Origin of the sequence: Shewanella seohaensis (assembly GCF_023283775.1) — a bacterium.
GTDB lineage: Bacteria > Pseudomonadota > Gammaproteobacteria > Enterobacterales > Shewanellaceae > Shewanella > Shewanella seohaensis.
The window spans coordinates 92,143-118,053 of sequence record NZ_JAKILE010000008.1 but is presented as its reverse complement, the minus strand read 5'-3'; the positions used below and the strand labels follow the sequence as shown (position 1 = coordinate 118,053).

Annotated in this window: 26 protein-coding genes and 1 tRNA gene; 8 read left to right on the top strand and 19 right to left on the bottom strand. The window is 47.9% G+C overall.

The window, feature by feature from the left end; translation table 11 throughout:
* Positions 1-110: 110 nt before the first annotated feature.
* The 10 genes from L2713_RS11115 to L2713_RS11070 all read right to left on the bottom strand — a co-directional run bounded on the left by L2713_RS11115 (position 111) and on the right by L2713_RS11070 (position 11,605).
* Positions 111-701 carry a DUF4303 domain-containing protein gene (locus tag L2713_RS11115; protein WP_248967935.1) on the bottom strand — a complete coding sequence of 197 codons (591 nt, stop codon included), beginning with the start codon at positions 699-701 and terminating at the stop codon, positions 111-113.
* A 283-nt stretch (positions 702-984) separates the two neighbouring features.
* Positions 985-1,986: a family 43 glycosylhydrolase gene (locus L2713_RS11110; protein WP_248967933.1), complete on the bottom strand. Its 1,002-nt coding sequence runs from the start codon at positions 1,984-1,986 to the stop codon at positions 985-987.
* A 60-nt stretch (positions 1,987-2,046) separates the two neighbouring features.
* Complete coding sequence (locus L2713_RS11105) at positions 2,047-3,183, bottom strand: glycoside hydrolase family 43 protein (protein ID WP_248967932.1); 1,137 nt, start codon at positions 3,181-3,183, stop codon at positions 2,047-2,049.
* Positions 3,158-4,120, bottom strand: a complete 963-nt coding sequence (gene yjfF / locus L2713_RS11100; RefSeq protein ID WP_011622755.1) for a galactofuranose ABC transporter, permease protein YjfF — start codon at positions 4,118-4,120, stop codon at positions 3,158-3,160. Before yjfF ends, L2713_RS11105 begins: the two co-directional genes overlap by 26 nt.
* A complete protein-coding gene (locus L2713_RS11095; protein WP_248967930.1) occupies positions 4,117-5,334 on the bottom strand; it encodes an ABC transporter permease in 1,218 nt (405 codons plus the stop codon). Before L2713_RS11095 ends, yjfF begins: the two co-directional genes overlap by 4 nt.
* On the bottom strand, positions 5,335-6,834 hold the full coding sequence (locus L2713_RS11090; RefSeq protein ID WP_011626167.1) for a sugar ABC transporter ATP-binding protein: 1,500 nt from the start codon (positions 6,832-6,834) through the stop codon (positions 5,335-5,337).
* A 31-nt stretch (positions 6,835-6,865) separates the two neighbouring features.
* Positions 6,866-7,807, bottom strand: coding sequence for an ABC transporter substrate-binding protein (locus L2713_RS11085; protein ID WP_011622752.1), 942 nt, complete (start codon positions 7,805-7,807; stop codon positions 6,866-6,868).
* A gap of 98 nt (positions 7,808-7,905) precedes the next feature.
* Entirely contained in the window at positions 7,906-8,961 is a 1,056-nt protein-coding gene (locus L2713_RS11080) for an aldose epimerase family protein (RefSeq protein WP_248967929.1), read from the bottom strand.
* Between the two features lie 79 nt (positions 8,962-9,040).
* Positions 9,041-9,811 (bottom strand): SDR family NAD(P)-dependent oxidoreductase, encoded by a 771-nt coding sequence (locus tag L2713_RS11075; RefSeq protein WP_248967928.1) that lies wholly within the window; start codon positions 9,809-9,811, stop codon positions 9,041-9,043.
* 60 nt (positions 9,812-9,871) lie between these two features.
* Positions 9,872-11,605 carry an IlvD/Edd family dehydratase gene (locus tag L2713_RS11070; RefSeq protein WP_248967927.1) on the bottom strand — a complete coding sequence of 578 codons (1,734 nt, stop codon included), beginning with the start codon at positions 11,603-11,605 and terminating at the stop codon, positions 9,872-9,874.
* Positions 11,606-11,781: 176 nt separating this feature from the next.
* Here L2713_RS11070 and L2713_RS11065 point away from each other — a divergent pair, with 176 nt between their 5' ends.
* Positions 11,782-12,729 (top strand): glycoside hydrolase family 43 protein, encoded by a 948-nt coding sequence (locus tag L2713_RS11065; protein ID WP_248967925.1) that lies wholly within the window; start codon positions 11,782-11,784, stop codon positions 12,727-12,729.
* 86 nt (positions 12,730-12,815) lie between these two features.
* Here the strand turns inward: L2713_RS11065 and L2713_RS11060 are convergent, their stop codons facing one another.
* The 5 genes from L2713_RS11060 to L2713_RS11040 all read right to left on the bottom strand — a co-directional run bounded on the left by L2713_RS11060 (position 12,816) and on the right by L2713_RS11040 (position 18,364).
* Complete coding sequence (locus L2713_RS11060) at positions 12,816-13,532, bottom strand: FadR/GntR family transcriptional regulator (RefSeq protein WP_011622747.1); 717 nt, start codon at positions 13,530-13,532, stop codon at positions 12,816-12,818.
* A 235-nt stretch (positions 13,533-13,767) separates the two neighbouring features.
* Positions 13,768-14,376, bottom strand: a complete 609-nt coding sequence (locus tag L2713_RS11055) for an HAD family hydrolase (RefSeq protein WP_011717044.1) — start codon at positions 14,374-14,376, stop codon at positions 13,768-13,770.
* A gap of 76 nt (positions 14,377-14,452) precedes the next feature.
* Positions 14,453-15,955, bottom strand: coding sequence for an L-arabinose isomerase (gene araA / locus L2713_RS11050; RefSeq protein ID WP_011626172.1), 1,503 nt, complete (start codon positions 15,953-15,955; stop codon positions 14,453-14,455).
* Positions 15,956-15,993: 38 nt separating this feature from the next.
* Positions 15,994-16,689 (bottom strand): L-ribulose-5-phosphate 4-epimerase, encoded by a 696-nt coding sequence (locus tag L2713_RS11045; RefSeq protein ID WP_011626173.1) that lies wholly within the window; start codon positions 16,687-16,689, stop codon positions 15,994-15,996.
* A gap of 1 nt (position 16,690) precedes the next feature.
* Positions 16,691-18,364, bottom strand: a complete 1,674-nt coding sequence (locus L2713_RS11040; protein ID WP_109286041.1) for a ribulokinase — start codon at positions 18,362-18,364, stop codon at positions 16,691-16,693.
* Positions 18,365-18,733: 369 nt separating this feature from the next.
* Here L2713_RS11040 and L2713_RS11035 point away from each other — a divergent pair, with 369 nt between their 5' ends.
* Positions 18,734-19,264, top strand: a complete 531-nt coding sequence (locus L2713_RS11035; RefSeq protein ID WP_248967924.1) for a hypothetical protein — start codon at positions 18,734-18,736, stop codon at positions 19,262-19,264.
* Positions 19,265-19,595: 331 nt separating this feature from the next.
* On the opposite strand, the gene L2713_RS11030 is transcribed toward L2713_RS11035, so the two are convergent.
* Positions 19,596-19,686 (bottom strand) — tRNA-Ser (locus L2713_RS11030).
* A gap of 80 nt (positions 19,687-19,766) precedes the next feature.
* Positions 19,767-21,038, bottom strand: coding sequence for a purine nucleoside transporter PunC (gene punC / locus L2713_RS11025; RefSeq protein ID WP_248967922.1), 1,272 nt, complete (start codon positions 21,036-21,038; stop codon positions 19,767-19,769).
* A 115-nt stretch (positions 21,039-21,153) separates the two neighbouring features.
* Between punC and punR the strand changes: the two genes are divergently transcribed.
* The 6 genes from punR (at position 21,154) to L2713_RS10995 (ending at position 24,408) form a co-directional block, all read left to right on the top strand.
* Positions 21,154-22,056, top strand: a complete 903-nt coding sequence (gene punR, locus L2713_RS11020; RefSeq protein ID WP_248967920.1) for a DNA-binding transcriptional activator PunR — start codon at positions 21,154-21,156, stop codon at positions 22,054-22,056.
* Positions 22,057-22,315: 259 nt separating this feature from the next.
* On the top strand, positions 22,316-22,975 hold the full coding sequence (locus L2713_RS11015) for a Bax inhibitor-1/YccA family protein (RefSeq protein WP_011717039.1): 660 nt from the start codon (positions 22,316-22,318) through the stop codon (positions 22,973-22,975).
* Between the two features lie 59 nt (positions 22,976-23,034).
* Complete coding sequence (gene tusD, locus L2713_RS11010) at positions 23,035-23,424, top strand: sulfurtransferase complex subunit TusD (RefSeq protein WP_248968037.1); 390 nt, start codon at positions 23,035-23,037, stop codon at positions 23,422-23,424.
* A gap of 14 nt (positions 23,425-23,438) precedes the next feature.
* Positions 23,439-23,795 (top strand): sulfurtransferase complex subunit TusC, encoded by a 357-nt coding sequence (gene tusC, locus L2713_RS11005; protein WP_086904827.1) that lies wholly within the window; start codon positions 23,439-23,441, stop codon positions 23,793-23,795.
* Entirely contained in the window at positions 23,795-24,076 is a 282-nt protein-coding gene (gene tusB, locus L2713_RS11000; protein WP_248967919.1) for a sulfurtransferase complex subunit TusB, read from the top strand. The genes tusC and tusB overlap by 1 nt, the downstream gene beginning before the upstream one ends.
* Positions 24,070-24,408, top strand: coding sequence for a TusE/DsrC/DsvC family sulfur relay protein (locus L2713_RS10995; protein WP_248967918.1), 339 nt, complete (start codon positions 24,070-24,072; stop codon positions 24,406-24,408). The genes tusB and L2713_RS10995 overlap by 7 nt, the downstream gene beginning before the upstream one ends.
* A 67-nt stretch (positions 24,409-24,475) precedes the next feature.
* On the opposite strand, the gene L2713_RS20525 is transcribed toward L2713_RS10995, so the two are convergent.
* Positions 24,476-24,598: a hypothetical protein gene (locus L2713_RS20525; protein ID WP_011622734.1), complete on the bottom strand. Its 123-nt coding sequence runs from the start codon at positions 24,596-24,598 to the stop codon at positions 24,476-24,478.
* Positions 24,599-24,616: 18 nt separating this feature from the next.
* Positions 24,617-25,903 (bottom strand): serine--tRNA ligase, encoded by a 1,287-nt coding sequence (serS, locus tag L2713_RS10990; protein ID WP_011622733.1) that lies wholly within the window; start codon positions 25,901-25,903, stop codon positions 24,617-24,619.
* Positions 25,904-25,911 lie beyond the last annotated feature (8 nt).

Genomic DNA, 25,911 nt, shown 5'->3' with positions numbered 1-25,911 from the left:
CAACCACTACCCATCAATATTTCAGTCACCATTTCAGTCAATATTGAGTCTGACCTCGTCGGTAACAAACGAAATAAGCCAATTGAGTTGAAAATTTTTGTTGGCAATATTCAGCGCCATTGCTGATAAAAACTAGCGATAATCTCTTTATCATTACAATTTTGAACAAAATAATCGATATTAGCATCGCTTTGATCGCCAAACCAAACGGAGAACAATATTGTCTGCTGGTTTAGCGGGCGCATGGCTTTAACCTCATTGAGCGCCCTGACTAATATGGCGTACAAGGCTTTAAGGAAAGCATCGTATGCCTCTTCGGACTCGAGCGCCTCAGCGTCCTCTTGCAGCAATTGCAGTTTGTCGTTAATCGCCTCAAAAATGTCTTCATTTTCATTGTGATGTGGAGAGTCGCAGGTCGACCAGCGCAGCGTTTGCTTAAGCTGTGCGAGGGATTTATGCCGAAAACGATGATCGTTTTGATATTGCTCTGCGACGGCCGTCAGGCCTTCCTCGGTGAAGAGGGTGACGCCTAAATATTCCACTAAAGGCGTGCTGTATAGGCAAAAACCGTAGAGGGTTTGCGCCGGATATTCTGACAGCCACCAATCGTAATATTTCGCAAGTGCCAGAGTGAGTTCCTGAGCAAACTCATTCATTCTTTCCTCAATATTTGCACTAAGCTTGTCCTTGTTTATCGCCATACCCTTTCTCCTCGAACTTAGCAAAATCATCATCACTGATATTCACTTCCACACGCAGGCAGTGCTTCTGCCCACCATGTGAATGCTCGGGCGGCAATATAACATCAACAGGTTCAAAGATTGAATCGGTTAAGTGATTGAAATATAGATTGGAATAGCATGTTGCGCGTGCGAGCCTAAAAATCGCGATTCACCTAAGCAATAGCGCTTAAGTCAGGCATAAAAAAGCGGGGCTGCATAAGCATGCCCCGCGGGTATCACATCATTTATGGCGGCAAATGAATTAGTAGAGGTTGAACAAGGGGCGCCCGCTCTCATCAAATGACACCGCTAACGTTCGCGCATGGCGATTGGGATCATAGAGTGGATCTTTAATGATTTGCGCTAATGGACGGGTATCTGTTTTTGGCACCACGCTAGGATCGCCCACCGCATGTTCATAATCACGGGCATGGTAAACACAGATGGGCGTTACGCCATCTTCTGCCACGGTGAAACTGTTATGACCAGGGCCGAAGATTTGCTTGTCGACATCCGTGCACAGCACTGGCTGGCGGGTTTTCTTCCAGGAGTTACGATCGAGCAAATCAGCATGCTCATCGGCTTCCATATAACCCATGCAATAACAAGCACCTGTGGCGCTGGCTGAGAAGGTAATGAAGATTTTCCCCTGGTGTTTAAGCACTGCAGGCCCTTCGTTAACCCAAAAATCGACGCGCTCCCAATCATAATCTGGGGTGGTAAGCATAAATTGCGCCGTCTTTAACTTGATGGGCGATGCCATTTCCGCAAGATACAGGTTGGATGCCGCAAATTGTCCACCGGTTTTCTCCGCCCAGCAGAAGTAACGCTTACCGTTGTTTTCGAAAATGGTCGCATCTAAGGAAAAGTCGATAAAGGATTTATTATCACCCTCGGCCGCCTGCATCATGCCAAGTTCAATCCATTCATCATTTAATGGATCTTGTCCCAGACACTCAAGCACATAGGGGCGTAATGCCCAAATATTTTCCTCTTCGCTGGCCGCGAAGTAGATGTACCATTTGCCGTCGAGATAATGGATCTCGGGCGCCCATACGTGGCGGCTCATCGGGCCGCTTTGGTGTTTAAACCAGATATCGAAGGTTTGGGCGTCTTTCAAGCCGTCTAAGGTCTTGGATTTACGCAGTTCAATCCGATCGTAGGTCGGAACAGAGCCCGTAAAGTAGTAATAACCATCGCTATGTCGGTACACAAAGGGATCGGCGCGCTGCTCGACTAGGGGGCTGTTTGTTGCTCTTATCATGGAAAACCTGTCTATTTCGATTACTTAAGTGTGCTGTTCGTGTCTGTTAATGCATTTCGCTTATTCGCGGGATTGCGTGTCTTGCTGATTAAATGTTTGGCTATCGCTCTGCTGATTATCAAATACTGGGAAACCGTCCGCCGACCAGCGAATGGCGCGGTAGTAAGTGTGTCTATTACCGTCAGTCAATGGTGTCCCCTGCAGCTCAAGGTAATTACGTGCATGGTAAAACATCAGCTCGGTTTTACCATCCTCTGCCAGCACAAAACTATTATGGCCAGGACCAAAACGATTCAGGCTCGGCTCAGTGGTAAAGACTGGGCTTGGCGATTTATGCCAACTCTTAGGATTGAGTAAATCGGCATTTTCATCGGCCCATAACAGCCCCATGGCATAGCGGTCATCCGTGGCACTGGCTGAATAGGTCACGAAGACTTTACCGTTTTTAACAAGCACCGCGGCGCCCTCGTTGACTTTAAAGCCTAAACGCTCCCAATCCAATAAGGGCTCGCTGATAATGGTTTCGTTATCAGAGAGTTGAGTTGGCGATAGCATTTTGGCAATCACTAAGCCGGTGTTGTAACGCTTGGCTTTGTCCTGCTGCGCCCAAATAAAATAACGCTCGCCCTTGAGGCTAAAGCTGGTCGCATCGAGGGAGAAAGCATCCTGCGCCGATTGTAACTTGCCAAGTTCTTGCCATTGGCCCGTCATCGGTGAGTCGCCCTCGAGTCCTAAAACAAACATGCGGTTATGAAAACGCACATCCTTATTGCTGGCCGCAAAATAGATATACCAGCGACCATCGATTTTGTGCAGCTCAGGTGCCCAAATATCGATACTCATGGGGCCGGTTTCATGCTTGTGCCACAGGGTTTTAGGTGTGGCTTGGCGTAAACCGTCGATGGTTTTGGCGTGGCGAAGTTCGATGCGGTCAAACTCAGGCACTGAGGCAATAAAGTAGTAACTGCCGTCATCATCGCGGATCACCCAAGGATCCGCCCTTCTCTCGATAAAGGGCGCATTCGCATCGAGGGTTTGCGCCGTGGCGCTGTGGGATTGTGCGCGGCTAATCTCAAGCACAGGCACAGCTTGCGCTAATGGCAGCGCCAATGCGGCGAGTAAGCCACAGGTCAAAGGCAAGCGCCGAAAGACCGACAGGTTAGGTTGACGATTATCCATGTTGTGTTTTGCGTCCATTCAAGAGTTTCTGTAACAGGATGAAGAAGAACAGTAACAGGCCAATGACAATCTTGGTCCACCAACTGCTTAAACTGCCATCGAAGGTAATATAGGTTTGAATCACCCCCATCAAAATCACCCCAAGCACAGTGCCGAGCACAAAGCCACTGCCGCCAGTTAGCAAGGTGCCACCAATGACCACGGCGGCAATGGCATCCAGTTCGACGCCAATGGCGCCAAGCGCATAGCCCGAGAAGGTGTAAAAGGTAAAGACAATCCCCGCCAGCGTTGCCAGGAAGCTACTGATGGCGTAAATACTGATGGTAGTTTTAGCGATGGAAATCCCCATCAGCTCGGCGGAATGTTGATTGCCACCAATGGCATACACATTCGTACCAAAACGGGTGTAATGCATAACCACGGCGATAATCACAAAGAACAGGATAAAGATCAGCGAGCTTAAATCGAGCGCGCCATTGCCTGGTAGTGCAATGCTCATCTCGGCCACTGCATCGTAAAATGGATGGTCAATGGCAATCGACTCTTCGCTGAGCGTTGTCGCTAAGCCCCGCGCTAAGAACATGCCCGCAAGCGTTACAATAAATGGCTGCAACTTATACACATGGATAATAGTGCCCATGAGTGCGCCAAACAGAGTGCCTAGGGGCAGAATAACCGCAAAGGCTAACAATGGATGCCACTGGTACTCGGTGATTAATAAACTAGTGACGACTCCACTTAAGGCGATGACGGCGCCAACCGAGAGATCGATCCCGCCAGAGATAATCACTAAGGTCATGCCTAATGCGGTGATCAATAGGAATGCATTGTCACGCAACAGGTTGGTGACCACTCGGCCACTGGCAAAACCATCAAACTGAAAGGTGCCGACCAGAAACATGGTCAGTAATAATGAGGCGGTGATCCACAGCGGGATAAAACGTCTTGCTATCATAGTTTTTCTCCTGTTGCTGTACTGGCTTTTGCACTTGTGCCCTTTTCTGCTGGTTTGGCATCCGCTTGACGCTTGGATGTGAACAGCGCCGACAATTGGCGCCTAAATTTAGCCGATTGCAACAGCAGCACGGTCAGGATAACGATGGCCTTGATCAGCAAGTTAAATTTAGCGGGTAAACCACTGACGATAATCGTGGTCGCTAAGGTTTGAATGATCAGCGCGCCGACGACCGACAAAATTAACGAGAAACGCCCGCCCGTGAGCGCTGCGCCGCCAATCACGACGGCCAGCACGGCATCGAGTTCAAGCCAAAGCCCAGCGTTATTCGCATCTGAACCTTGGATATCGGCGGTGCTGATCATGCCAGCCAACGCCGCGCACAGACCCGCAATGCCATAGGCGAACAGTTTGATGGATTTATCGTTGATCCCAAGGTAACGACTTGCCTTGGCATTACAGCCAACCGCTTCGATAAAAAGCCCTAAAGCGGTTTTACGCAGCAGTAATTGGCTGAAGGTTAGCATCCCAATCACAATCCACACTGGCATCGGCAGGCCTAAAAACTGGCCCACGCCAATGGCGGCAAAGCCAGGATGCTGGAAGGTGATAATTTGCCCTTGATTGATAAGCTGAGCAACACCGCGCCCCGCCACCATGAGCAGTAAGGTCGCGACAATTGGTTGAATACCTAAGAAACTCACCAGACCGCCATTAATACAGCCAGCGAAGAGCCCAACGATCAAGCCTGCCGCAATAACGGTGACTAAGCTGATATCCGGCACTAACAGTAGATTGGCGCAAACCGCGCCTGCAATCGCCATTACGGCACCAACCGACAGGTCGATTCCGCCAGTAGCAATCACGAGACTCATACCAATGGAGAGCAGCGCCACGGGTGCACTGCGATTTAAGATATCAATCAAAGAGCCATAGAGTCTGTCGTCTTGATAGCTGATATTGAAGAAACTGCTGTCAATAAACAGATTGGCCAGTAACAGAATAGTTAAGGCCAATAGTGGCCACAGGTATCGACTAATGGAGGTCGACTTACCCGCTTGGTAACGGGCATTTTTTTCTTGAACCATGGTCTTATGACTTTCCTGCATCCGTGGTTGCCGCTCAGATGAATGCGCCTCAGATGCGTTCATCTGGGGTGAGATCAAATCGGCGGACATGCGTGTGGATGATAGGGTTTCGGCTGAGCTTTTCATTTATCCCTCCGCAATCGCTTGCATTACGTGTTGCGAGGTTAATTCCGCTCCTGAAAGTTCACGTACTGCGTATCTGTCGCGTAATACCACGACTTTATTTGAAAAGGCCACGAGCTCATCGAGCTCAGACGATGCAACCAGCAGCGACATGCCTTCATCACACAAGGTTCTGATAAGTTTGACGATTTCGGCGTGGGCGCCAATATCGATGCCGCGGGTCGGCTCATCCAGTACCAATAAAATCGGCTCTATGGCTAACCAACGCGCGAGGATCACCTTCTGTTGATTACCACCACTCAACTGTTCTATGGGTTTATCTGCGTCCGGTGTCGCAATCTGTAATTTATCGATAAAGAACTGGGCAATTTCCTGCTGCCGAGCTTTAGATAGATACCGCCACCACCCGATACGCGCCTGCAGCGCGAGTATGATGTTTTCACGAATCGATAAAGGGCCGATGATGCCGTCAATCTTGCGATCTTCTGGGCACAGGGCGATTCCAGCGCTGATTGCATCCACGGGTTGTGACAGATTCAATTTCTGCCCAGCCAAATGAATACTGCCGCTATCGACCAAGTCCAGCCCAAAAACGGCGTTGCAGACTTCGCTGCGCCCAGAGCCTAGCAGCCCCGCAAGTCCAACTGCCTGCCCCTTTGGCACGGTGAGATTCATCGATTGGATTGAACCTTTTACCGACACATCTTTGAGGGACAAGAGCACAGCCTCAGCGCGGGTGACTGTGCGCTCCTTTTCCTGTTTATCAACCAATTGCTCCTGCAGAGAACGCCCGAGCATGGCTTCAATCAACTTAGGTTGTGGCAGTTCTGCCGTCAGATATTCGCCGATAAACTGCCCGTTACGTAACACGGTAATGCGATCGCTTATCTGATAAACCTGATCGAGGAAGTGAGTGATAAAGACGATAGCCACGCCCTTGGCTTTGAGCTGGTTTAAGATCCCAAACAGCACTTGCACTTCTTTGGCATCTAAGCTCGCCGTAGGCTCATCGAGCACTAATACCTTGGCCGACATGGCTACGCCGCGGGCGATGGCGATCAGTTGCTGCACCGCGATGGAATAATCCGACAGCGGTGCGCTAACATCGATATCCAGCTTGAACTGGGTTAACACGGCCCGCGCGTCGGCATACATTTTTTTAAAATGGATCAACCCAAGGCGTCGCGGTTCGTAACCGAGGAACAGGTTTTGTGCCACGGTCAGATTAGGCACTAAGTTCACCTCTTGATAAACCGTGCTGATCCCCGCCTTTTGCGCGTCCATTGGTGTGTTGAAGTGTTGCGGCTCACCTAGAAAGAGGATGTCGCCCATGTCTTTCGACTGGGCGCCTGTCATCACTTTCACCAGCGTCGATTTACCCGCACCGTTTTCGCCCAATAGGGCGTGAACTTCCCCCGCAAATAACCGTAAGCTCACATCCTCAAGGGCTTTAACGCCCGGATAATGCTTACTGATCTGCTTGAGTTCTAAAATAAGGCTCATAGCGCTATTCCCCAAGAAAGCGTCAATGGGATTATTGCTGGCGGCGCTTTTCGTACTCTGCGGCCGCGGTTTCTTGGGTAAATACATCACCCGTGGTGCTAATAAGCTTGGCTTGATCCTTATTGCCCTTCAGGTACGCATCGATAGCATCGAACGCTGGGCCGCCTAAGTATGGGCTAAGCTCAACCGTGGCATTAACATCACCATCGGCCATGGCCTTAAAGTAATCGGGAACACCGTCCACTGAGACAATCAGAATATCTTTGCCCGGTTTTAAACCCGCTTCTTTAATGGCTTGCACCGCGCCAAGGGCCATTTCATCGTTATGCGACCACACGGCGCACAGTGGCTGACCGTTTTGCGCCTTGAGGAAACCTTCCATCACTTCTTTACCCTTAGCGCGGGTAAATTCGCCGGTTTGGCTACGAACGATCTTGGCATTGGGATAATTGGCAATCACTTGGTTAAAACCGGCGGCGCGATCAATCGCTGCGGTTGCACCTACTGTGCCCTGCAACTCGGCGATATCGCAGTTGCCTTGGGTTTTATCCATTAGCCATTGGCCAATCTTGCGGCCTTCTTCGGTAAAGTCGGAGGCGATACGGGTAAGGAATAAGGAGTCATCATCGACCTTAATATTACGGTCGACAATCACCACAGGAATATGGGCACGTTTGGCTTCTTTGAGTACGGGTTTCCAGCCTGTTTCTACCACGGGAGCGATAATAATGGCATCCACGCCTTGGGCGATAAAGCTACGCACGGCTTTGATTTGGTTCTCTTGTTTTTGCTGAGCGTCGGCAAATTTTAAATCGATGCCACGCTGTTTGGCTTCGGCCTTGACCGCTTCACTAAAGCTGGTGCGCCAACCACTCTCGGAGCCAACCTGTGAAAAGCCCACCGTGGTGGCGTAGGCACAAGTTGCACTGACAGCCCATAATCCCAATGCGGTAATGATTTTATTATGTTTCATTATTATTCCCTTTATAATTTTAGGTAACAGAGATCCCCTAGCCTGCTGTTAACAGCAGGCCAACTCGTACAAATAAATGTTATTTCGCCTTGATTGAATTAAATATTCTTAAACTTATGTACCGTAATTTGTTGATATTGAGTATTTGCCTCAAGCATGACACTCGGGAAATGGTCAATGTTTACCGCATTCGGATAACCGTGGGTTTCTAAACACAGGCCATGGAATTGATTAATGCTATAACCTTCATCATCAATATGGCTGCCATCGAGAAAGTTGCCACTATAAAATTGCACGCCGACTTCAGTGGTACTAATTTCGAGTTCTCGGCCAGAAAGCGGATCTTTTAACACCGCAATAGCCTGCAAACTGTTTTTATTGTCTGGATTTCTATCCATCACAAAATAATGATCATAACCATTAGTTAATTGCTTAATATCCGTGGCAATTAGCTTCGGTTGTTTGAAATCGTAAGCGCCATCGTCGACTAAGGTTAATTCGCCTGTTGGGATCTGTTCATTATCGAGCGCCAGGAAATGGCTGGCTTGAATGGAGAGTTCGTGCCCTAAAATGCCTTGCTGTTTGTTGGAGGCAAGATTCCAGTAAGCATGATTGGTTAAACAGACGGGGGTGGTTTGATCGCAAACGGCTTGATAGTTCAGGGTTAATTCATTGTTTTCATTGAGACGGTATTCTAGCTTGATGGCAAGATTACCCGGAAATCCTTGACCGCCATCGGGGCTGGTAATGCTGAAAACTGCCGCCACACTGTCATTGTCCTGCAGCGTCTCAACCTGCCAAGTGCAATGGCTTAATCCTTTAGGTCCGCCGTGAAGTTGATTGTTGCCTTCATTGGCGACTAATTGAATTGTTTTACCTGCTAAGGGGAATTGTGCTTTACCAATGCGATTTGCGACACGGCCGGCGGTAATACCAAAATAATACGGATTAGTCGCCCAATCTTTAATATCTTGATAGCCAAGACTTAATGAAATAGGTTCTTGCCCTTGACCATAAAGTTTGACCGACCAAATACTGGCGCCGTAATTTGACAGAACCACTTCAAGCCCGTGGCTATTGGTGAGCGTGACTAATTGTAATTCATCCGCAAATGCGGCGTGTTGTAGGCTTTTTTTAGTAACAGAGAGTTGCATGGTGAGTGCTTTACCTTTTATTTAAAATAAACTCAGCACTCACCTCATTATTTAATGAACTGAAATTTTATTGTGATATTTAAATCCAACCACCATCGACAATAAAATTCTGTGCGGTGCAGAGTTTGCTATCATCTGCTGCTAAAAATAACGCCATAGCAGCAATATCTTCGGGCATTACATATTCTTTAATACATTGGTTATTTTCGATATGTTTTGCCGTATCTTTATCTACCCAGTGTGTGAGTTGACGTTTTGTCATCACCCAACCCGGCGTTAAGGTATTAATCCGGATTTTATCTTTACCTAAATCGGCTGCTAACCCTCGGGTTAAGCCCATGGCGCCGGCCTTAGATGCGGTGTAACCCGCCATGCCCGCCTGCCGATTGTGCCAACTCATAGAACCTAAGTTGATCACTGAGCCACCGCCGAGGCGCTGCATTTGCGACCTGACCGCTTGTACGGCAAAAAAGTAATGCCGCAAATTGGTGTTTAGGCATTGGTCCCAATATTCTGGGGTCACTTCGTCGATACTATGGCGCTGATCGCACGCGGCATTATTAATCAATACCGATATTGGCCCCAAATCGTCCTCGACCTGAGCAATCACACGCTTGAGGGCGGCGATATCGACAAGATCGCAGTGATAAAATTTTACGCTGGCCTCTGGTTGAGTCTGCTTAAGGTCTGCGATGAGTTGAGTCGACTCCTCAACTAAAATATCGACAAATGCCACCTTAGCGCCCTGCTCTAAAAAAGCATTAACCAAGCAAGCTCCAATACCCGTTGCACCACCACTGATAAAAATGGTTTTCCCTTGTAAACTCGGGTATTGATTAGTCAACTTCATAACTCAACCTTTTATTAAAATAATTATCTGGTTTTATTATAAAAGAAAACGAGTTCATATTTAATGGGAATGTGCTGGTATCTCTGCACCTCGACATCCCACGAGAAAATCAAAATCACATCCCTCATCCGCCTGGAGAACATGCTCCTTAAAAAGCGAGAGATAGCCACCATTCACGGGAATGGATTTCACCGTCGCCAGTTTGGCAAGACGAGCCTGTAACTCTTGGTCACTGATCTCTAGCTGTAACGTTCCGGCATAAGTGTCTAGCGCTATCATGTCACCATTTTGAACGGCGGCCAGTGGCCCAAGGGCTTGTGCTTCTGGGGCAACATGCAGCACAACTGTGCCAAAGGCGGTGCCACTCATGCGTGCATCGGAAATCCTAACCATGTCCTTAATTCCTTTTTTCAACAACTTAGGTGGCAGTCCCATATTGCCGACCTCAGCCATGCCCGGATATCCCTTCGGGCCACAGCTTTTAAGCACCATAATGCTGTTTTCATCAATATCCAATTCAGGATCGCCGATGCGAGCGTTGTAATCGTCGAAGCTTTCAAACACCACGGCTTTACCGCGGTGCTGCATCAGGTGTGCGCTGGCGGCTGAAGTTTTGATCACTGCGCCTCGGGGCGCGAGATTGCCGCGCAGTACGCGAATGCCGCCATTTTCGACCAAGGGTTTTTCAAGTGACATGATCACCTCTTGGTTATAACAAGGCGCTTCTTTGACATTGTCCCAGAGGCTAGCCGCATTGACTGTAAGCGTGTTTTTGCTCAGTAAATCATGCTCAAACAGCTGCCTTAATACTGCTGGCAGGCCACCTGCGTAGTAAAAGTCTTCCATTAAGTACTGACCCGAAGGCTTAAGATTCACTATGGTCGGTACTGTGTAACCATGGCGCCAGTCATCGAGTGACAGCTCAACCCCTATCCTGCCGGCAATCGCCTTTAAATGGATTACGGCGTTGGTTGAGCCACCAATCGCAGCATTGACTTTGATGGCATTGATAAAAGCATCACGGCTTAAAATTTTACTTAAGGTCAAATCCTCTTTGACCATCTCCACAATTCGCATTCCCGACATATGCGCCAATACTTGGCGGCGAGAATCCACCGCAGGAATGGCTGCATTGTGTGGCAAACTCACCCCAAGGGTTTCCACCATACAAGCCATAGTCGATGCTGTGCCCATAGTGTTGCAGGTGCCCGTTGAGCGTGACATATCCGCCTCGGCATTCATAAATGCGGCGAGACTGATGTTGCCCGCTTTATATTCTTGATGCAGTTCCCATACGAGTGTGCCCGAACCGACATCCTTGCCCTTATGCTTACCATTGAGCATGGGACCACCGGTAACAACAATTGTCGGTAAATCACAACTGGCCGCACCCATTAATAAAGCCGGAGTCGTTTTATCGCAGCCCACTAACAGCACAACACCGTCGATGGGGTTGCCACGAATGGCTTCTTCCGTGTCCATGGCCGCAAGGTTACGGGTAAGCATGGCACTTGGACGCAAGTTAGACTCGCCATTCGAAAACACTGGAAACTCCACTGGAATGCCACCCGCTTCCCGAATGCCATTCTTTACTCTTTGCGCCAATTCCCGTAGATGACCATTACAGGGCGTCAATTCTGACCAGGTATTGCAAATACCAATCACAGGCTTATTTTGAAAGTGATGCTCGGGTATGCCTTGGTTTTTCATCCAACTGCGATACATAAAGCCATTTTTATCATCACTACCAAACCAACTAGCCGAACGAAGTGTTTTCGGTTTTTTATTATTCATATGACACCTTCGTCTTCCAAGGCACATGCCCTGCCCGAATAATTGAGTAACACTCAACATAAAACAAACGGACGAACCTAATGCCCTGAGTTAACAATTTGTACTTTAATATTGCTAGCACGTAAAAGTATTGGTATTACTATAATACCAAAATATCAAAAAACAATAGAGGAAGTATGAAAAAGGCATTTTTGAGTGTGTGTTTGGCATTGAGTACGAGTGTCAGCACTGCAGCGATTGCTGCTAACCCTCTGTTTACGGATGTATTTACTGCCGATCCTGCCGCCATAGTGCACCAAGATACTGTTTATCTTTATACTGGCCATGACGTTGCAAAGGACAATCGCACCTTCTTCGAAATGCATGATTGGCTCGTTTTCAGCTCTAAGGATATGCACAATTGGACGGCACATGGCAGCAAGTTATCTGTGAAAGATTTCAGCTGGGCTAAAGGAGATGCATGGGCTAGCCATGTGATCGAAAAAGAAGGTAAGTTTTACTGGTATGTCACGGCAAGACACAACAAAATCAATGGCTTTGCTATTGGTGTCGCAGTTGCAGATAGTCCACTTGGTCCCTTCAAGGATGCCCGCGGCAGCGCCCTTATCACCAATGACATGACCACAGATACCGAGATTGATTGGGATGATATCGATCCTGCTGTCTTTATCGATGATGACAAGCAAGCCTATCTGTTTTGGGGCAACACTAAGCCAAGATTTGCCAAGCTAAAAGCCAATATGATTGAACTTGATGGCCCAATACACGCCATTGATGTTCCTAACTTCACCGAAGCGCTTTGGGTACATAAAAAAGATAAAACCTATTATCTTTCATACGCTTCTGGCTTCCCTGAAAAAATTGCCTATGCGACCAGCGATAGCATTCAAGGGCCGTGGAAGTACCAAGGCATCTTAAATGAAGTGGCGGGCAACTCGCCGACAAACCATCAAGCGATTATTGAATTTAAAGGGAAATCCTACTTTATCTACCATACCGGCGCATCGCAGGATGGTGGCGGTGAGTTTAGACGTTCAGTGGCAATTGACCCGCTGCATTACAATGCCGATGGCACACTACAGCGCATTCATATGACGAGCGAAGGCATCAGCGAGCCGCAGTAATCCTATTTTTTGCTCGCGCCAAAGTAAAAAAGGTGAACCTACGTTCACCTTTTTTATGGGTAGAGTGCGTTAAAATGAATAACTCGTTATTTACGCTCAATATTTTTATGCACTGTATCTTGAGACGTCGAGAGTAATTTATTCATCTCGGCTTTCGCGCCTTCACTGTCCCCTGCGGCAATCGCAGTATAAATGGCCTTATGGCCTGGGAGTGATTGGATAAAGTCATCCTGAATTGTGCTACTGAGTCTAAAGATTTCGAGCAGCGCAGATTGGATAGACACGCCGAGGGACACCATAAACTCGTTATTGGTCGCATCTAAAATCGCCATGTGGAAATCGATATCCGAGGTATAGACTTCATCCGTACCTAATTCGGCCGCTTCCATCTTGGCATAGGCCGCCGCAATCACCTCAAGCTGCTCAGGGGTGCGTTTTTTCGCCGCCAGTTCCGCTGCTGCGGGTTCAAACACTTCACGGATTTCATAGAGAGAAGTGTAAAACTCGGGCGAAGGTTTAGATTGGGAAAACCAGTTTAAGATCACCGGATCGAACATGTTCCAGTGGCGACGCTCACGAATGCGGGTGCCAAGTTTAGGACGGGATTCGATAAGCCCTTTTGCCGTGAGCACCTTAAAGGCTTCCCTTAAGGAGGTGCGTGACACTTCCAGCTCTTCACAGATAGCATTTTCATTAGGGATATATTCACCTGGCGCATAAAAGCCGCCCACAATGCGAGAACCTAATTCGCTTGCCACCCAGTTATGGATATTCTGCGGACGGTTATTTGCCTGATTTGCCATAGTGCCCTCTTTAACTCTCTATCTCTGTGCTCAATCCAATCAGCTGGATAAGGTGCTTAACGCTGATAAACAAATGTTATGATACTACCTTTCCTGATAAAGGTAATAAAAATTTTGTTAACGCTAAGAATTTATGGGAATTTCCTCAAACTTACTGTCCCTACCTTACCCCAAACTTTTACATTGTAAAGCCTAATTTTGCGTTTTAGCCAGTGATTGGACAAGCTCGCAACGACTACCGAGTGCCTAGGAAATAGTCATTTTCAATCTGTAATTCGGCATGTACATCGACCACAAACATTCCCGCAGCTTCGGCGGCTTGGATGCCCGCCTTCGCATCTTCAAATACGATACAGCGCTCAGGCGCTATGCCCATCAGTTCGGCGCAGCGTAAAAAGGTATCGGGCGCAGGTTTGGGTGACGCGACTTGGTCGGCGCCCACCACATAATCGACTAATTCCAACAATCCACACAGGGTCAAGATTTGAATTGCTTCCTCTGTGTAGGCGCCTGTGCCGACTGCCATTGGGCGTTTGCCCTGATTCTGCTTGGCAAATTCGGCTAATGCTGTCGGTTTGACATATAAATGCATAGTGTCGCGCACTAGGGCTTCTTTATACTCGTTCATGGCTTCGCAACTGGCCGTTGGCGTGACGCCAAAATGGGCGATCAGAATTTCTAAGGTGCCAATGGTGGGCACACCCGCTAACGAGCGCATCAGTGCAGGCTCTACGGGGATCCCAAAGTGATTCAAGGTTTGTCGCCATGCCTGCTCATGCAACTGACCGCTGTCGACTAAGGTGCCATCCATATCGAAGATAATGCCGTCAAATTCTGTATACATCTGTGTTAACCCTATGAAATGAATGGTGCCAGAAAAATGAAAGCCGCCCGAAGGCGGCTTTATTGCTGCGCGAGAATTATAAACCTCTTGCTAAACCGTAATAAACGGAATTTTGGCGAAGCTCATTCTTAAACTCACGGATCTTAGTGTCGGCATCGATGATAACCAGTTCAGCACCGGCCATTTCAGCAAAGTCGACAATCTGATCCGTCGTGATGGCTTGGCTATAAGCTGAGTGGTGAGCACCACCAGCGTGGATCCAAGCAGCGGCGGCAACCGCTAAATTCGGACGAGGCTCCCACAGCGCTGACGCGACAGGCAGATTTGGCAGATCCTGTGGTGGTGTCACTGTATCTAATTCATTGAGAATGATACGGAAACGGTTGCCTAAATCGATAGTCGATACGTTGATTGCTGGGCCCGCTTTACCTGTGAATAACAGACGTGGCACGTCACAACGCACACCAATGGTGTGGCGGTGAACTTCTAAACGCGGTTTTGCAGCAGCAATCGATGGACACACTTCTAACATGTGGGCGCCAAGAACTTGGTCAGTCGCGCCAAAGTTATAGGTGTAGTCTTCCATAAATGAAGTACCACCGGCACGGCCTTGGCCCATCACTTTCATGATGCGCACCATGGCAGCCGTTTTCCAGTCGCCTTCGCCGCCGTAACCGAAACCGTTCGCCATCAGACGTTGGGTAGCCAGTCCCGGTAATCCTGTCATACCGGTGAGGTTTTCGAAGCAGTTGGTAAAGGCACCAAATCCACCTTGGGTTAAGAATTGGGTTAAGCCGAGTTCAATCTTGGCTTCTTTTCTTAAACGGTCTAATTGGTATTCATCCCCAAATAGCTCGTTACCCACTTGGTATTCGCTGGCGTAACGGTCGAGTTGTGCGGTTACATCGCCTTCGGCAATGGCTGCAATCGCTTCATTGAGTTCACCTAAGCTGTAGGCGTGCACTTCGTAACCGAATTGAATTTGTGCGGCAACTTTGTCGCCTTCGGTTACGGCCACTTGACGCATGTTGTCGCCAAAGCGGGCAATACGCAGGTTTTGGCTCTCGTGCCAACCCGCCGCTGCGCGGCACCAATCATCGATTTGAGCCTGTACATCGCTCGATTGCCAGTGACCCACAACCACTTTGCGCTCTTTACGCATACGAGTGCCGATAAAACCAAATTCGCGGCAACCGTGAGCACTTTGGTGGGTGTTCATGTAGTTCATGTTGATTTCGCTCCAAGGGAGCTCGGCATTGAACTGAGTGTGTAAGTGCATGAATGGCTTGCTTAATTCATTAAGACCAGCAATCCACATCTTGGCGGGAGAGAAAGTGTGCATCCACAGAATAACGCCAACACAGTTTTCATCGCTGTTGGCCGCTTGGCATACGGCGTGAATTTCCCGTGGGGATTTGACGGTTGGCTTATACACCACTTCGATGGAAATGGCGGATGATTCATTGAAGCCATGAACAATTTGCTCACTGTTTTTAGCGACTTGCTCTAATACTTTTGGGCCGTATAAATCCTGCGAACCCGTGATAAACCACACTTGTTTTTGTTTGAAGGCTTTCATATTACTCTCTCTAGTTTGAAATGAGACCCGACTGGCAATTACTTGCTTTGGCCGTAATAAGCGTCTTTTCCATGCTTACGCAAATAATGCTTATCAATAAGCTCTTGTTTTAACTGACTAATACCTGGTGATAAGGTTTTGGTGAGATACGCCATCCGAGCGATTTCTTCGAGCAACACGGCGTGGTACACAGACTTTGCCGCATTCGCGCCCCAAGTGAACGGTGCATGGCCTGCCACTATCACCATGGGTGACTCGTTGGGATCTCGGTCGGCGAAACAATCGAGGATCTGCACGCCGGTTTCTTCTTCGTAGTCGCGGCTGATCTGATCGTTGCGCATCACTGCTGTGCATGGGATTTCACCATACACATAATCGGCTTGTGTCGTGCCTAAGCAGGGAATCGCTATCTGCGCTTGCGCCCAGGCGGTGGCATAGGTCGAATGGGTATGGGTAATGCCACCAATACTCTGCCACTGGCGATACAAATAGGTGTGTGTCTTGGTATCGGATGAAGGACGCATGCGCCCTTCTACGATTTGATTCTCAAGGTCAACAATCACAATGTCTTCAACCTTCAAATCTTCATAGGGCACACCGCTGGGCTTGATACCAATCACGCCGAGTTGGCGGTCAATTTGTGAAACGTTGCCAAAGGTGTAAGTCACCAGTTTGCGTTTCTCAAGCTCCATGTTGGCTTCGTATACTTCGCGTTTTAGCTCTAAAAAAGACATCTTATTTCGCTCCATCAACATAGTGGCCAAGGGCTAAGTACCCTTGGTAAAGCGCTTGATATTTCTCTGCGTTTTCAGGATTTGGCTGATAGGTTTTCGCAACGTTTGAGGCCATGGCAGCTTGGGCACTCAGCACATCGGGATAAACCCCGGCTGCGGTTGCGGCATAAATAGCGGCGCCTAGGGCACAGCTTTGCTCGCTCTCGAGTACATCGATGTTGCAATTCCACACATCGGCACAGGTTTGCATAATGAAGTCGGATTTTTTCGAGATCCCACCAATGGTGACCACATGGTCAATGCAAACGCCTTCTTGTTTGAAGCGCTCGATAATGGCCCGTGCGCCATAGGCACTAGCTTCCACTAAAGCTTTGAAGACTTGAGGTGCTTGGCTGCCCATGGTTAAGCCTGTGATAGCCATGGCAACAGATTGGTCGGCATCGGGGGTGCGACGTCCGTTAATCCAATCGAGCGCGACAATACCAGTCTCGCCAACGGGGATTTTCGCGGCCGCATTGCCTAACATTGTCAGGGTTTCAGATTCGAGTTGCTGAATGAGTTTGGCCTTGGTGTTGTCATCAAATAAGGCTGAGGTGTCAAGCTGTTGCATCGGCCATGCGGTGAGATCCCTAAACCAAGCGTAGAGATCGCCAAAGGCTGACTGACCCGCTTCCAGCCCTATCATGCCGGGTAATACTGAGCCATCCACTTGACCGCAAATGCCTTTGATACAGCGCTCACCTATATCTTCATAACTGGCGACGGTAATGTCGCAGGTAGAGGTCCCCATCACCTTGGTTAAGACACCAGGTTTAACATTGGCTCCAACGGCGCCTGCGTGGCAGTCGAATGAGCCAAAAGACACGATAACCTCGGTCGATAACCCTAAATGCTGTGCCCACTCTGGTGTTAGCTGGCCGCAAACTTTGTCAGATGTGCAGGTTTCAAGCGGTAATTTGTCTCTTAAACCATCGAGTAAAGGGTCGATGCCAACGAAAAAGTCATTCGGTGGATAGCCATTCCATGACTCGTGCCACATCACTTTGTGACCGGCGGCGCAGCGCCCTGCCTTAAAGACTTTTGGATGTGTGGTGCCGGTCATTAATGCGGTGATCCAATCACAGTGCTCGACCCAGCTATAGGCGGCTTGTCTGACTTCTGTGTCGTGGCGCAGTACGAATAGCGCTTTTGCCCAAAACCATTCTGAGGAGTAAATTCCTCCTTCATATTTCAGGTAATTTTCGCTTGCATTGTTTGCCGCAGCGGTAATTTGTTGGGCTTCGAGAATGGCGCTGTGATCTTTCCAAAGCAAAAACATGGCATTGGGATTACTCGCAAACTCTGGTTTTAAGGCTAAGGCAACACCCGATTCATCAACCGCAATCGGGGTTGAACCTGTGGTATCAACACTCAAACCGCAGACTCTTTGCGCGGCGCCACTGGGAGCTTTTGCCCAGAGTCCTTGTACTACCTCGATAAGGCTTTCGATGTAATCGAGGGGATGTTGTCTAAATTGATTCTTGGCAGGATCGCAAAAAAGCCCCTTCTTCCAACGTGGGTAGTACACCACATTTGTTGCTACTTCTGCGCCCGTTTGGGTATCCACCAATAACGCGCGAACTGAATCTGAGCCGTAATCAAGCCCTAACGCGTAAGCCCCTAAAACATTCGACATTTGCATCCCCGTACATTTTATCTGCGTCCGATCCGGTTTACGCAGGTAGAGTGAATATTATTTAGTACTACAATATTACTACAGCTCAATAGTAATACAATATGATTTTAGTTGTTGAGTGATAAAATTTTTAACATTAAGGCTGAGCATGTAACGATTAAGGGGATGAAGCGTAAGGAAGGTAGAAGCAGTGCTAAGCTTGACTCGAGCATGAAGAAGTCGAATAATGGCGCCAGGTTGCAGAGACGCCTATCCGCAGAAGATGACATCACTCTGACTCATATCTCGATGTTCGCATCACATGTATGACACAACAATTGATTAGGTTTGGCTTAGCGGAGATGCCAATAAAACTTAGGAGAATTGTTTGTGATACAACAAATTACCCCAGCACCACGTGCCTTAACCGAAGTCAAAATCCTCGCTAAAAAGCACCTTAAAGCCTGCCAAACTGGCGATGCCGTGGCGCTAGATAAATTCGCTTCCTTGATGAACAAGCAAGGTTTAACCCAGCAGAATATCCAGCTTAAGCATTGCCAAAGCCTATTGGCTCGTGAGCTTGGTTTTACTGATTTTAATCACTGTCAAAGAGTGTTATCGGGTCAAGCACAAATCGGTGAAGACCTAGGTACCCTCTTCCATAGCAGGCGCTGCGATAGCTTGCTCAATCACTGGTTCAGCAGTTTTGATGAGGCGCAGGCTTTTTTAAAGCAATCACCACAGATGGTGTTGTTGCCCTACAAAAATCAATTCTTCGTGGTCAACGGCCCAGACTATCTTGACGCTCTGGGGCTTAAATTGAGTGACCCTGCCAGCATCTACAGTATATGGGTGGGGAGTGAAACGGTTGCTGTCTATGAAGCTTTTGCGCTAAGTCTTATCAGGCATAAGCTCACTTAGCTTAGCCTTATTTAACTTAGCCTTATTTAACCTAAGCAGGTTTGCTATTTGAACAACTAGGCTAATGGGTAAATGAAATCCATTGCGAAAGAAGAAGGCCGCTAATCATTAGCGGCCTTTTTATCTGAATTGGGTGGAGGTGCTGTGGTTAGCACGAGGAACCCTAGGGTTTAACTTCCGAAATTCCAAAAACAGAAAAGTCACCATAACAGATGACAAATCTGTGGAATATTGGGCAGGAGCTGCACATAGCATCAGGAACCCTGAGGTTCAACTTCCGGAACTGCAAAAACAAAAAAGCCATCATTGCTGATGGCTTTTCCGTAGAATATGGCGGAGGAGCAGGGATTTGAACCCTGGGTGGGCTATAAACCCACGCCGGTTTTCAAGACCGGTGCATTAAACCACTCTGCCACCCCTCCGAACGATGCGCATAATATAAGTTAGTTTACTGACTGTAAAGCACTAACTGATAATTATGCGCTAACTGCTCGTATTACATTCAATCTGCTTGATTTTGCTTCGTATCTGCGTTGATCCCAAGACGAGCAGGATCTGGCGCAGTAAAGTGTTTGGCAAAATCCGCCCAAGTTTGCTCGGTTTTTAACAGATAACCCAAGATCACCACTAACGAACAGCTCAGAATACCCCAACCTATGGCGACTTCTCCTGAACTTGCCCAGAGCGCGACTAAACTTGAGGCGCCAAAGGCGATGGTGATTTGCAAAAAGTTCTGTAATCCTGCCGCCTTAGCCGCATTTTGAGTGAATTGTTGTAAAGCACTGTTCACCACAATGGGATAAATCGCCCCGTTCGCCGCTGCGAGTATCGAGAAGGAAATCAGCAGAGGGAAAATGGTTTCCGCCTTCATTAATAAGGTGAAAAACACAATCGAGATAACGCAGAGTCCAAAAATGGTCAGCAATACGTTGAGTGTACGGTCGGCACCAATGCGTTTTATCAATAACTTACTCGCGTATCCACCCACAATAAACATAATGGTTTGTGGAATAAAGCTCAGCCCAATCTCAGTTGCCTGATAGCCGTGTTGCTCCATGACAATCGGCCATACAGTAAGATATGCAAAAAACGCACCCGAACAGGCACCAAAAATCACCACATTGCCAAGGTAGCGGGTATTTTTCAAAATCTTGCCGTAGGAAACCGCGCTTGGCTTAGCATCCTGATGCTCTGCGTGGCTCGGCACGAAGTATAAGGTCATCAACACCAATAAAAAGGCAATCACACACAATGAGATAAAGATTGCACGCCATCCAAAATCGTTCAGAATATAAGCGCCAAGGATGGGGGCTAATGCGGGTGATAATGCCACTAACGGCATAATGTTACTGAAAATTCCCTGCGCTTTTTCGGCATCATATTGCTCGACCACAATCGCTTGCCAGATGACCCCTGCGCTACAGGCGCCTACGGCTTGGAAGAAGCGAGCGATGTTTAGCATCAGTATCGAGTCGCTATTGGCGATGGCCACACTGGCGAGCGCAAAAATGCCAAGGCCGAGGATCAGGGCGTAACGTTTGCCGATTTTACTGACCAAAGGGCCATAAATCAGTTGCCCTAAGGCTAAACCAGCCAAGAAACAGGTGAGCGACATCGCCACTTGAGACGGTGAAGAATTGAACGAACTTTCAATTGCTTTGAAAGCAGGCAAATACATGTCAGTGGCAATAAAACCTAACATGCTTAATAAGGCCAAATAGAATAAGAATATAAAAAACTTCATATTTACAAAGATATTACTAGACGTTTTCATAAAATAATCATGTCAAAAGACTTAAGGCGTGCAGTCTAAATACTTGTTAATTTGATTGGAAACGTTTATTTTTGACAGATGCTATCAATTATTTTCATCACAATGGATGTCAGCTATGCTCTCGGAACAAGCGTTAGAACTCATTGATATCGTGGCCCGTGTTGGGAGTTTTACGGCGGCAGCCAATCGACTGCACAAGGTCCCTTCTGCGGTCAGTTATGCCGTTAAACAAATCGAAGAAGAACTTGGCGTAGTGTTATTTGAGCGCCACCACCGCAGCGTGACCTTAACCCCTGCGGGAGAGCATTTTGTTAAGCAAGCCAGAAACTTGCTGACTCAAATGGATGAGATGAAACGCGGCACCCAGCGTGTGGCCAACGGCTGGCAACCCACACTGTCTATCGCCTTAGATAACATAGTGCGCGCCGACAGAATTAGCGTATTAATCGCCGACTTTTACCGTCATTTCCAAGATATTGAGCTTATCATCCGCATCGAGGTCTTTAACGGGGTGTGGGAGGCGCTTGCGACTGGTCGCAGTGATATCGCCATTGGTGCAACAACGGCGATCCCTGTGGGAGGCGTATACCAATATAAGGACATGGGCGATATTCAATGGGCGTTTTTGGTGAGTAAAAACCATCCCTTAGCCAGTATTGATCGGCCCTTGACCGATGATGAATTGCGTCCCTTCCCCTCTATTTGTTTGGAAGATACCTCGCGGGAAATTCCTAAGCGCATGACCTGGTTATTGGAGAATCAACGAAGACTCGTGGTGCCAGATTGGATCCGCGCGATTAACTGCTTTAGAGAGGGATTAGGTATCGGCTATATGCCAGTACATCTGGCCAGTGTATTTATTAAAGCAGGCGCCTTGGTTGAAAAGCAGCTTGAAAATCCGAAATTAACCAGCCCATGTTGCTTAGCTTGGAACGCCGATAAGATGTCGCCCGCCCTGGCTTGGGTGCTCGACTACTTAGGGGATACCGAGAAATTACACCGTGAATGGCTGGCGTAATATTGCTGCGTTACCACAGGATTAAGTTTGTTTTAAAGTCTTTGTGTTGCACTGGTTGTATGAAATAAGACTAAATCGTCAGAAAGCGCGGAAAAATCAGTCTTTACAACTTGTTATTTGTGGCTTGAATCCTTTAAGCCAAGCGCCGTTTTAGGTAGTATGCAAACAGGATTACTGGATTTGCGAGATTGATGGGAACTCTCGTGCCTGTTAAAAATCAAAATGATCAGTTTGGATTTAAAAGCTAATGGAGAAAGATATGACTCAGCAAACCTTGTACTCAGCGAGTGCATCCACCTTAGAAGTGAATAAACTTCTAAAAAATACTTATCTGTTACTGGCCATGACCCTCGCCTTTTCTGCATTGTGTGCAGGCTTAGCGATGGCGCTCAATATCAGCCCTCTGATGTCACTGGGTTTATCTATCGGTGGTTTAGTGCTGTTGTTCGTTACCCTACGCAAAGCCGACTCGGCTGCGGGCATCTTCTGGGTATTTGCCTTCACCGGTATGGAAGGCGCCTCATTAGGTTACATGCTTAACCACTACGCCGGCATGACCAATGGCTCTGAGCTTATCATGCAAGCTTTAGGATTAACCTCGGTTATCTTTATTGCGCTCTCGGCCTATGCAGTCACAACGAAGAAAGATTTCTCTTTCCTACGTGGTTTCCTGTTCGCCGGATTGATTGTGGTGATCGCCGCTGCGCTGATTAACATTTTCGTAGGTAACAGTGTGGCCTTTATGGCGATTAACGCGGGTCTTGCGCTGTTAATGACCGGCTTTATCCTGTTCGATACTAGCCGTATCGTGAATGGTGGCGAGACTAACTATATCCGCGCCACTATCTCCTTGTATCTGGACTTTTTAAACCTGTTTATTGCCATTTTGCATTTGCTTGGCATTGGTAACGATGATTAATCCCCTTTTCGGGAAACTTACGCTAAAATGGCCCTACTTTTAGGGCCATTTTTTTTATGATGAGCAAATTTATTATCCAAGTAAACGGGCCAGCCTATGGCACGTCGGCAAGTGTGAATGCCCTACGTTTCACCCAAGCCTCCCTGCAAAGCGGACATGAGATCGCCTGCGTGTTTTTCTATCAGGATGGCGTGTATAACTCGACGGACTTTAACTTACCCGCATCCGATGAATATGATGTGGTTAAAGGTTGGAAACAACTGGCAGCCGAGCATCAAGTCTCGTTAGTGAACTGTGTTTCAGCGGCATTACGACGTGGCATAGTCTCGCAGCAAGAGGCGCAGGAAAACGGGCTAAGCCACTGGAATGTTGAACATTCTTTTATTATGGGCGGACTGGGTGAACTGGTCACGGGAATTGAATCAGCCGATCGTTTGATCTGCTTTTAAGCTTCGGAAATGTTATGAAAAAAATCTGTATATTGTTCCGAAGCGCGCCCCATGGCACCACTAAGGGCCGCGAAGCCTTAGACTTTGCCCTGTTAAGCGCCAGTTTTGAGCAAGAAGTGAGTTTAGTGTTTGTCGATGAAGGCGTGCTACATCTGCTCAAAGATCAACAACCCGAGCTTATCGGCGGTAAAGATTACCTTGCGGCGCTAAAAGCGCTCCCGCTGTACGACATCGAATCAGTGTTCGCCTGCAAACAGTCCTTAGGTGACTACGGCTTAAGCCATAGCTTGCTGTCGATTCCGGTGACTATCTTAAACGATGAAGCCATCTCTGCTCACTTAAAAGCCGTCGATGAGGTCTTAGTATTCTAATGATTTTACATCATATCCAAACCTCGCCCAGCCGAGACAATGCCCTCAAACTTTGCCTGCGTTATGCTTGCAAAGAGGATGCGATTTTACTCTCGAGCGATGGCGTTAACGCATTATTACTGCGCCAATGGGCCATGGCGCTATCGCCCTTTAAGGTTATGGTGCTGAAGGACGATGTCATCGCCCGCGGCTTAACGGAACGTCTTAAAAACATTAGTCAGATTGATTACAACGAGTTTGTCGCTCAATCTTTGCTGCACGATAAGGTGATCACGTGGTAAATCCGCTTATATTCAATGGCGTCGAAATTGAACGCGACCATCAAGGTTATTTAAAGAATATCGCCGACTGGCAGCCCGATATGGCGCCGCTGTTAGCCCAAGAAGAACAGATTGAACTGACCACTGCCCACTGGGAAGTGATCCATTTTGTTCGAGATTTTTATCTGGAATATAAAACCAGCCCTGCGATCAGGGTGTTAGTCAAAGCCATTGGTCAAGCCTTAGGGCCGGATAAAGGTAACTCCAAGTACCTCTATACCCTCTTTCCTGTTGGTCCTGCCAAACAGGCGACAAAGATTGCGGGCCTGCCTAAACCTGCCAAGTGTATTTAAGGTTTAATCAATTCTGCTAACAAAAAAGGTATATTCCAGTGGAATATACCTTTTTATTTGAGTCGTGCTATTTCACGTTTTCTAACACAACCCAGACGGCTTTACCTAGGGTGGCCAACATCACTGCGCAAAACACGGCGATGACAGCGGTGTAGGAAAGCCAACGAAGATAACGTTGACCTTTATCCATGGTGTTGTGTTACGCCAATTAACCGATCTGAGTCAGTCCGCCCATGTATGGACGCAGTGCCTCAGGAATGGTCACGCTACCATCGGCATTTTGATAGTTTTCTAAAATCGCCACTAAAGTACGACCTACCGCTAAGCCTGAGCCGTTTAAGGTGTGCAGCAAGGCTGGCTTGTTATCTGCCTTAACGCGGTAACGGGCTTGCATACGACGGGCTTGGAAGTCTTTCATGTTTGAACATGAAGAGATCTCGCGGTAAGTGTTTTGGCCAGGTAACCACACTTCGATATCGTAGGTTTTGCTTGAACCAAAGCCCATGTCACCGGTACACAGGATCACTGTGCGGTACGGCAGACCGAGGCGTTGCAGTACGGTTTCAGCATGGCCCGTTAATGCTTCGAGCGCCGCCATTGAGTCTTCTGGCTTAACCAGTTGTACTAATTCCACTTTATCGAATTGGTGCTGACGGATAAGTCCACGGGTATCTTTACCGTATGAGCCCGCTTCACTGCGGAAACAGGCGGTATGCGCGGTTAACTTAATCGGTAATTCGTCTTCATCGACAATGCTGTCACGCACTAAGTTCGTTAATGGCACTTCTGCGGTTGGGATCAGGCTTAAACCTTGGCCTTCTTCGGTCGCAGGTTTAGTGTGGAACAAGTCTTCACCAAACTTAGGCAATTGGCCAGTACCCAGTAAGCTTGCTTCGTTAACCAGTAATGGCACGTAAGCTTCGGTATAACCGTGCTCTGTAGTGTGCAGATCTAACATGAACTGACCTAATGCGCGGTTTAAACGGGCGATTTGGCCTTTCATGACGATAAAGCGTGAGCCAGTGATTTTCACGGCGCTCTTAAAATCTAAACCGTTTAGGCCTTCACCTAAGTCGATATGATCTTTAACAGGGAAATCGAAGCTGCGTGGTGTGCCCCAACGACGGATTTCAACGTTTTCAGTCTCGTCAGCACCGATAGGCGCAGACTCATCCGGCAGGTTTGGCATCGACATGGCAATCGCGTTCACTTCTTCAAGTACCGCAGCCAGCTCGACTTTCTTCGCATCTAATTGTGCACCTAAATCGCCAACCTGCGCCATGATGGCATCCACATCTTCGCCGCGGGCTTTTGCTTGTCCGATGGACTTGGAAATAGCATTACGCGAAGCTTGTAACTCTTCAGTCGCCACTTGCAGTGACTTACGTTTTTCTTCTAATTGAGTGAGATGAGCGACATCTAAAATAAAACCACGGGTAGCTAATCGCTCAGCGGTAACTGCTAATTCGTTGCGCAAAAATTTAGGATCTAACATGTGATATA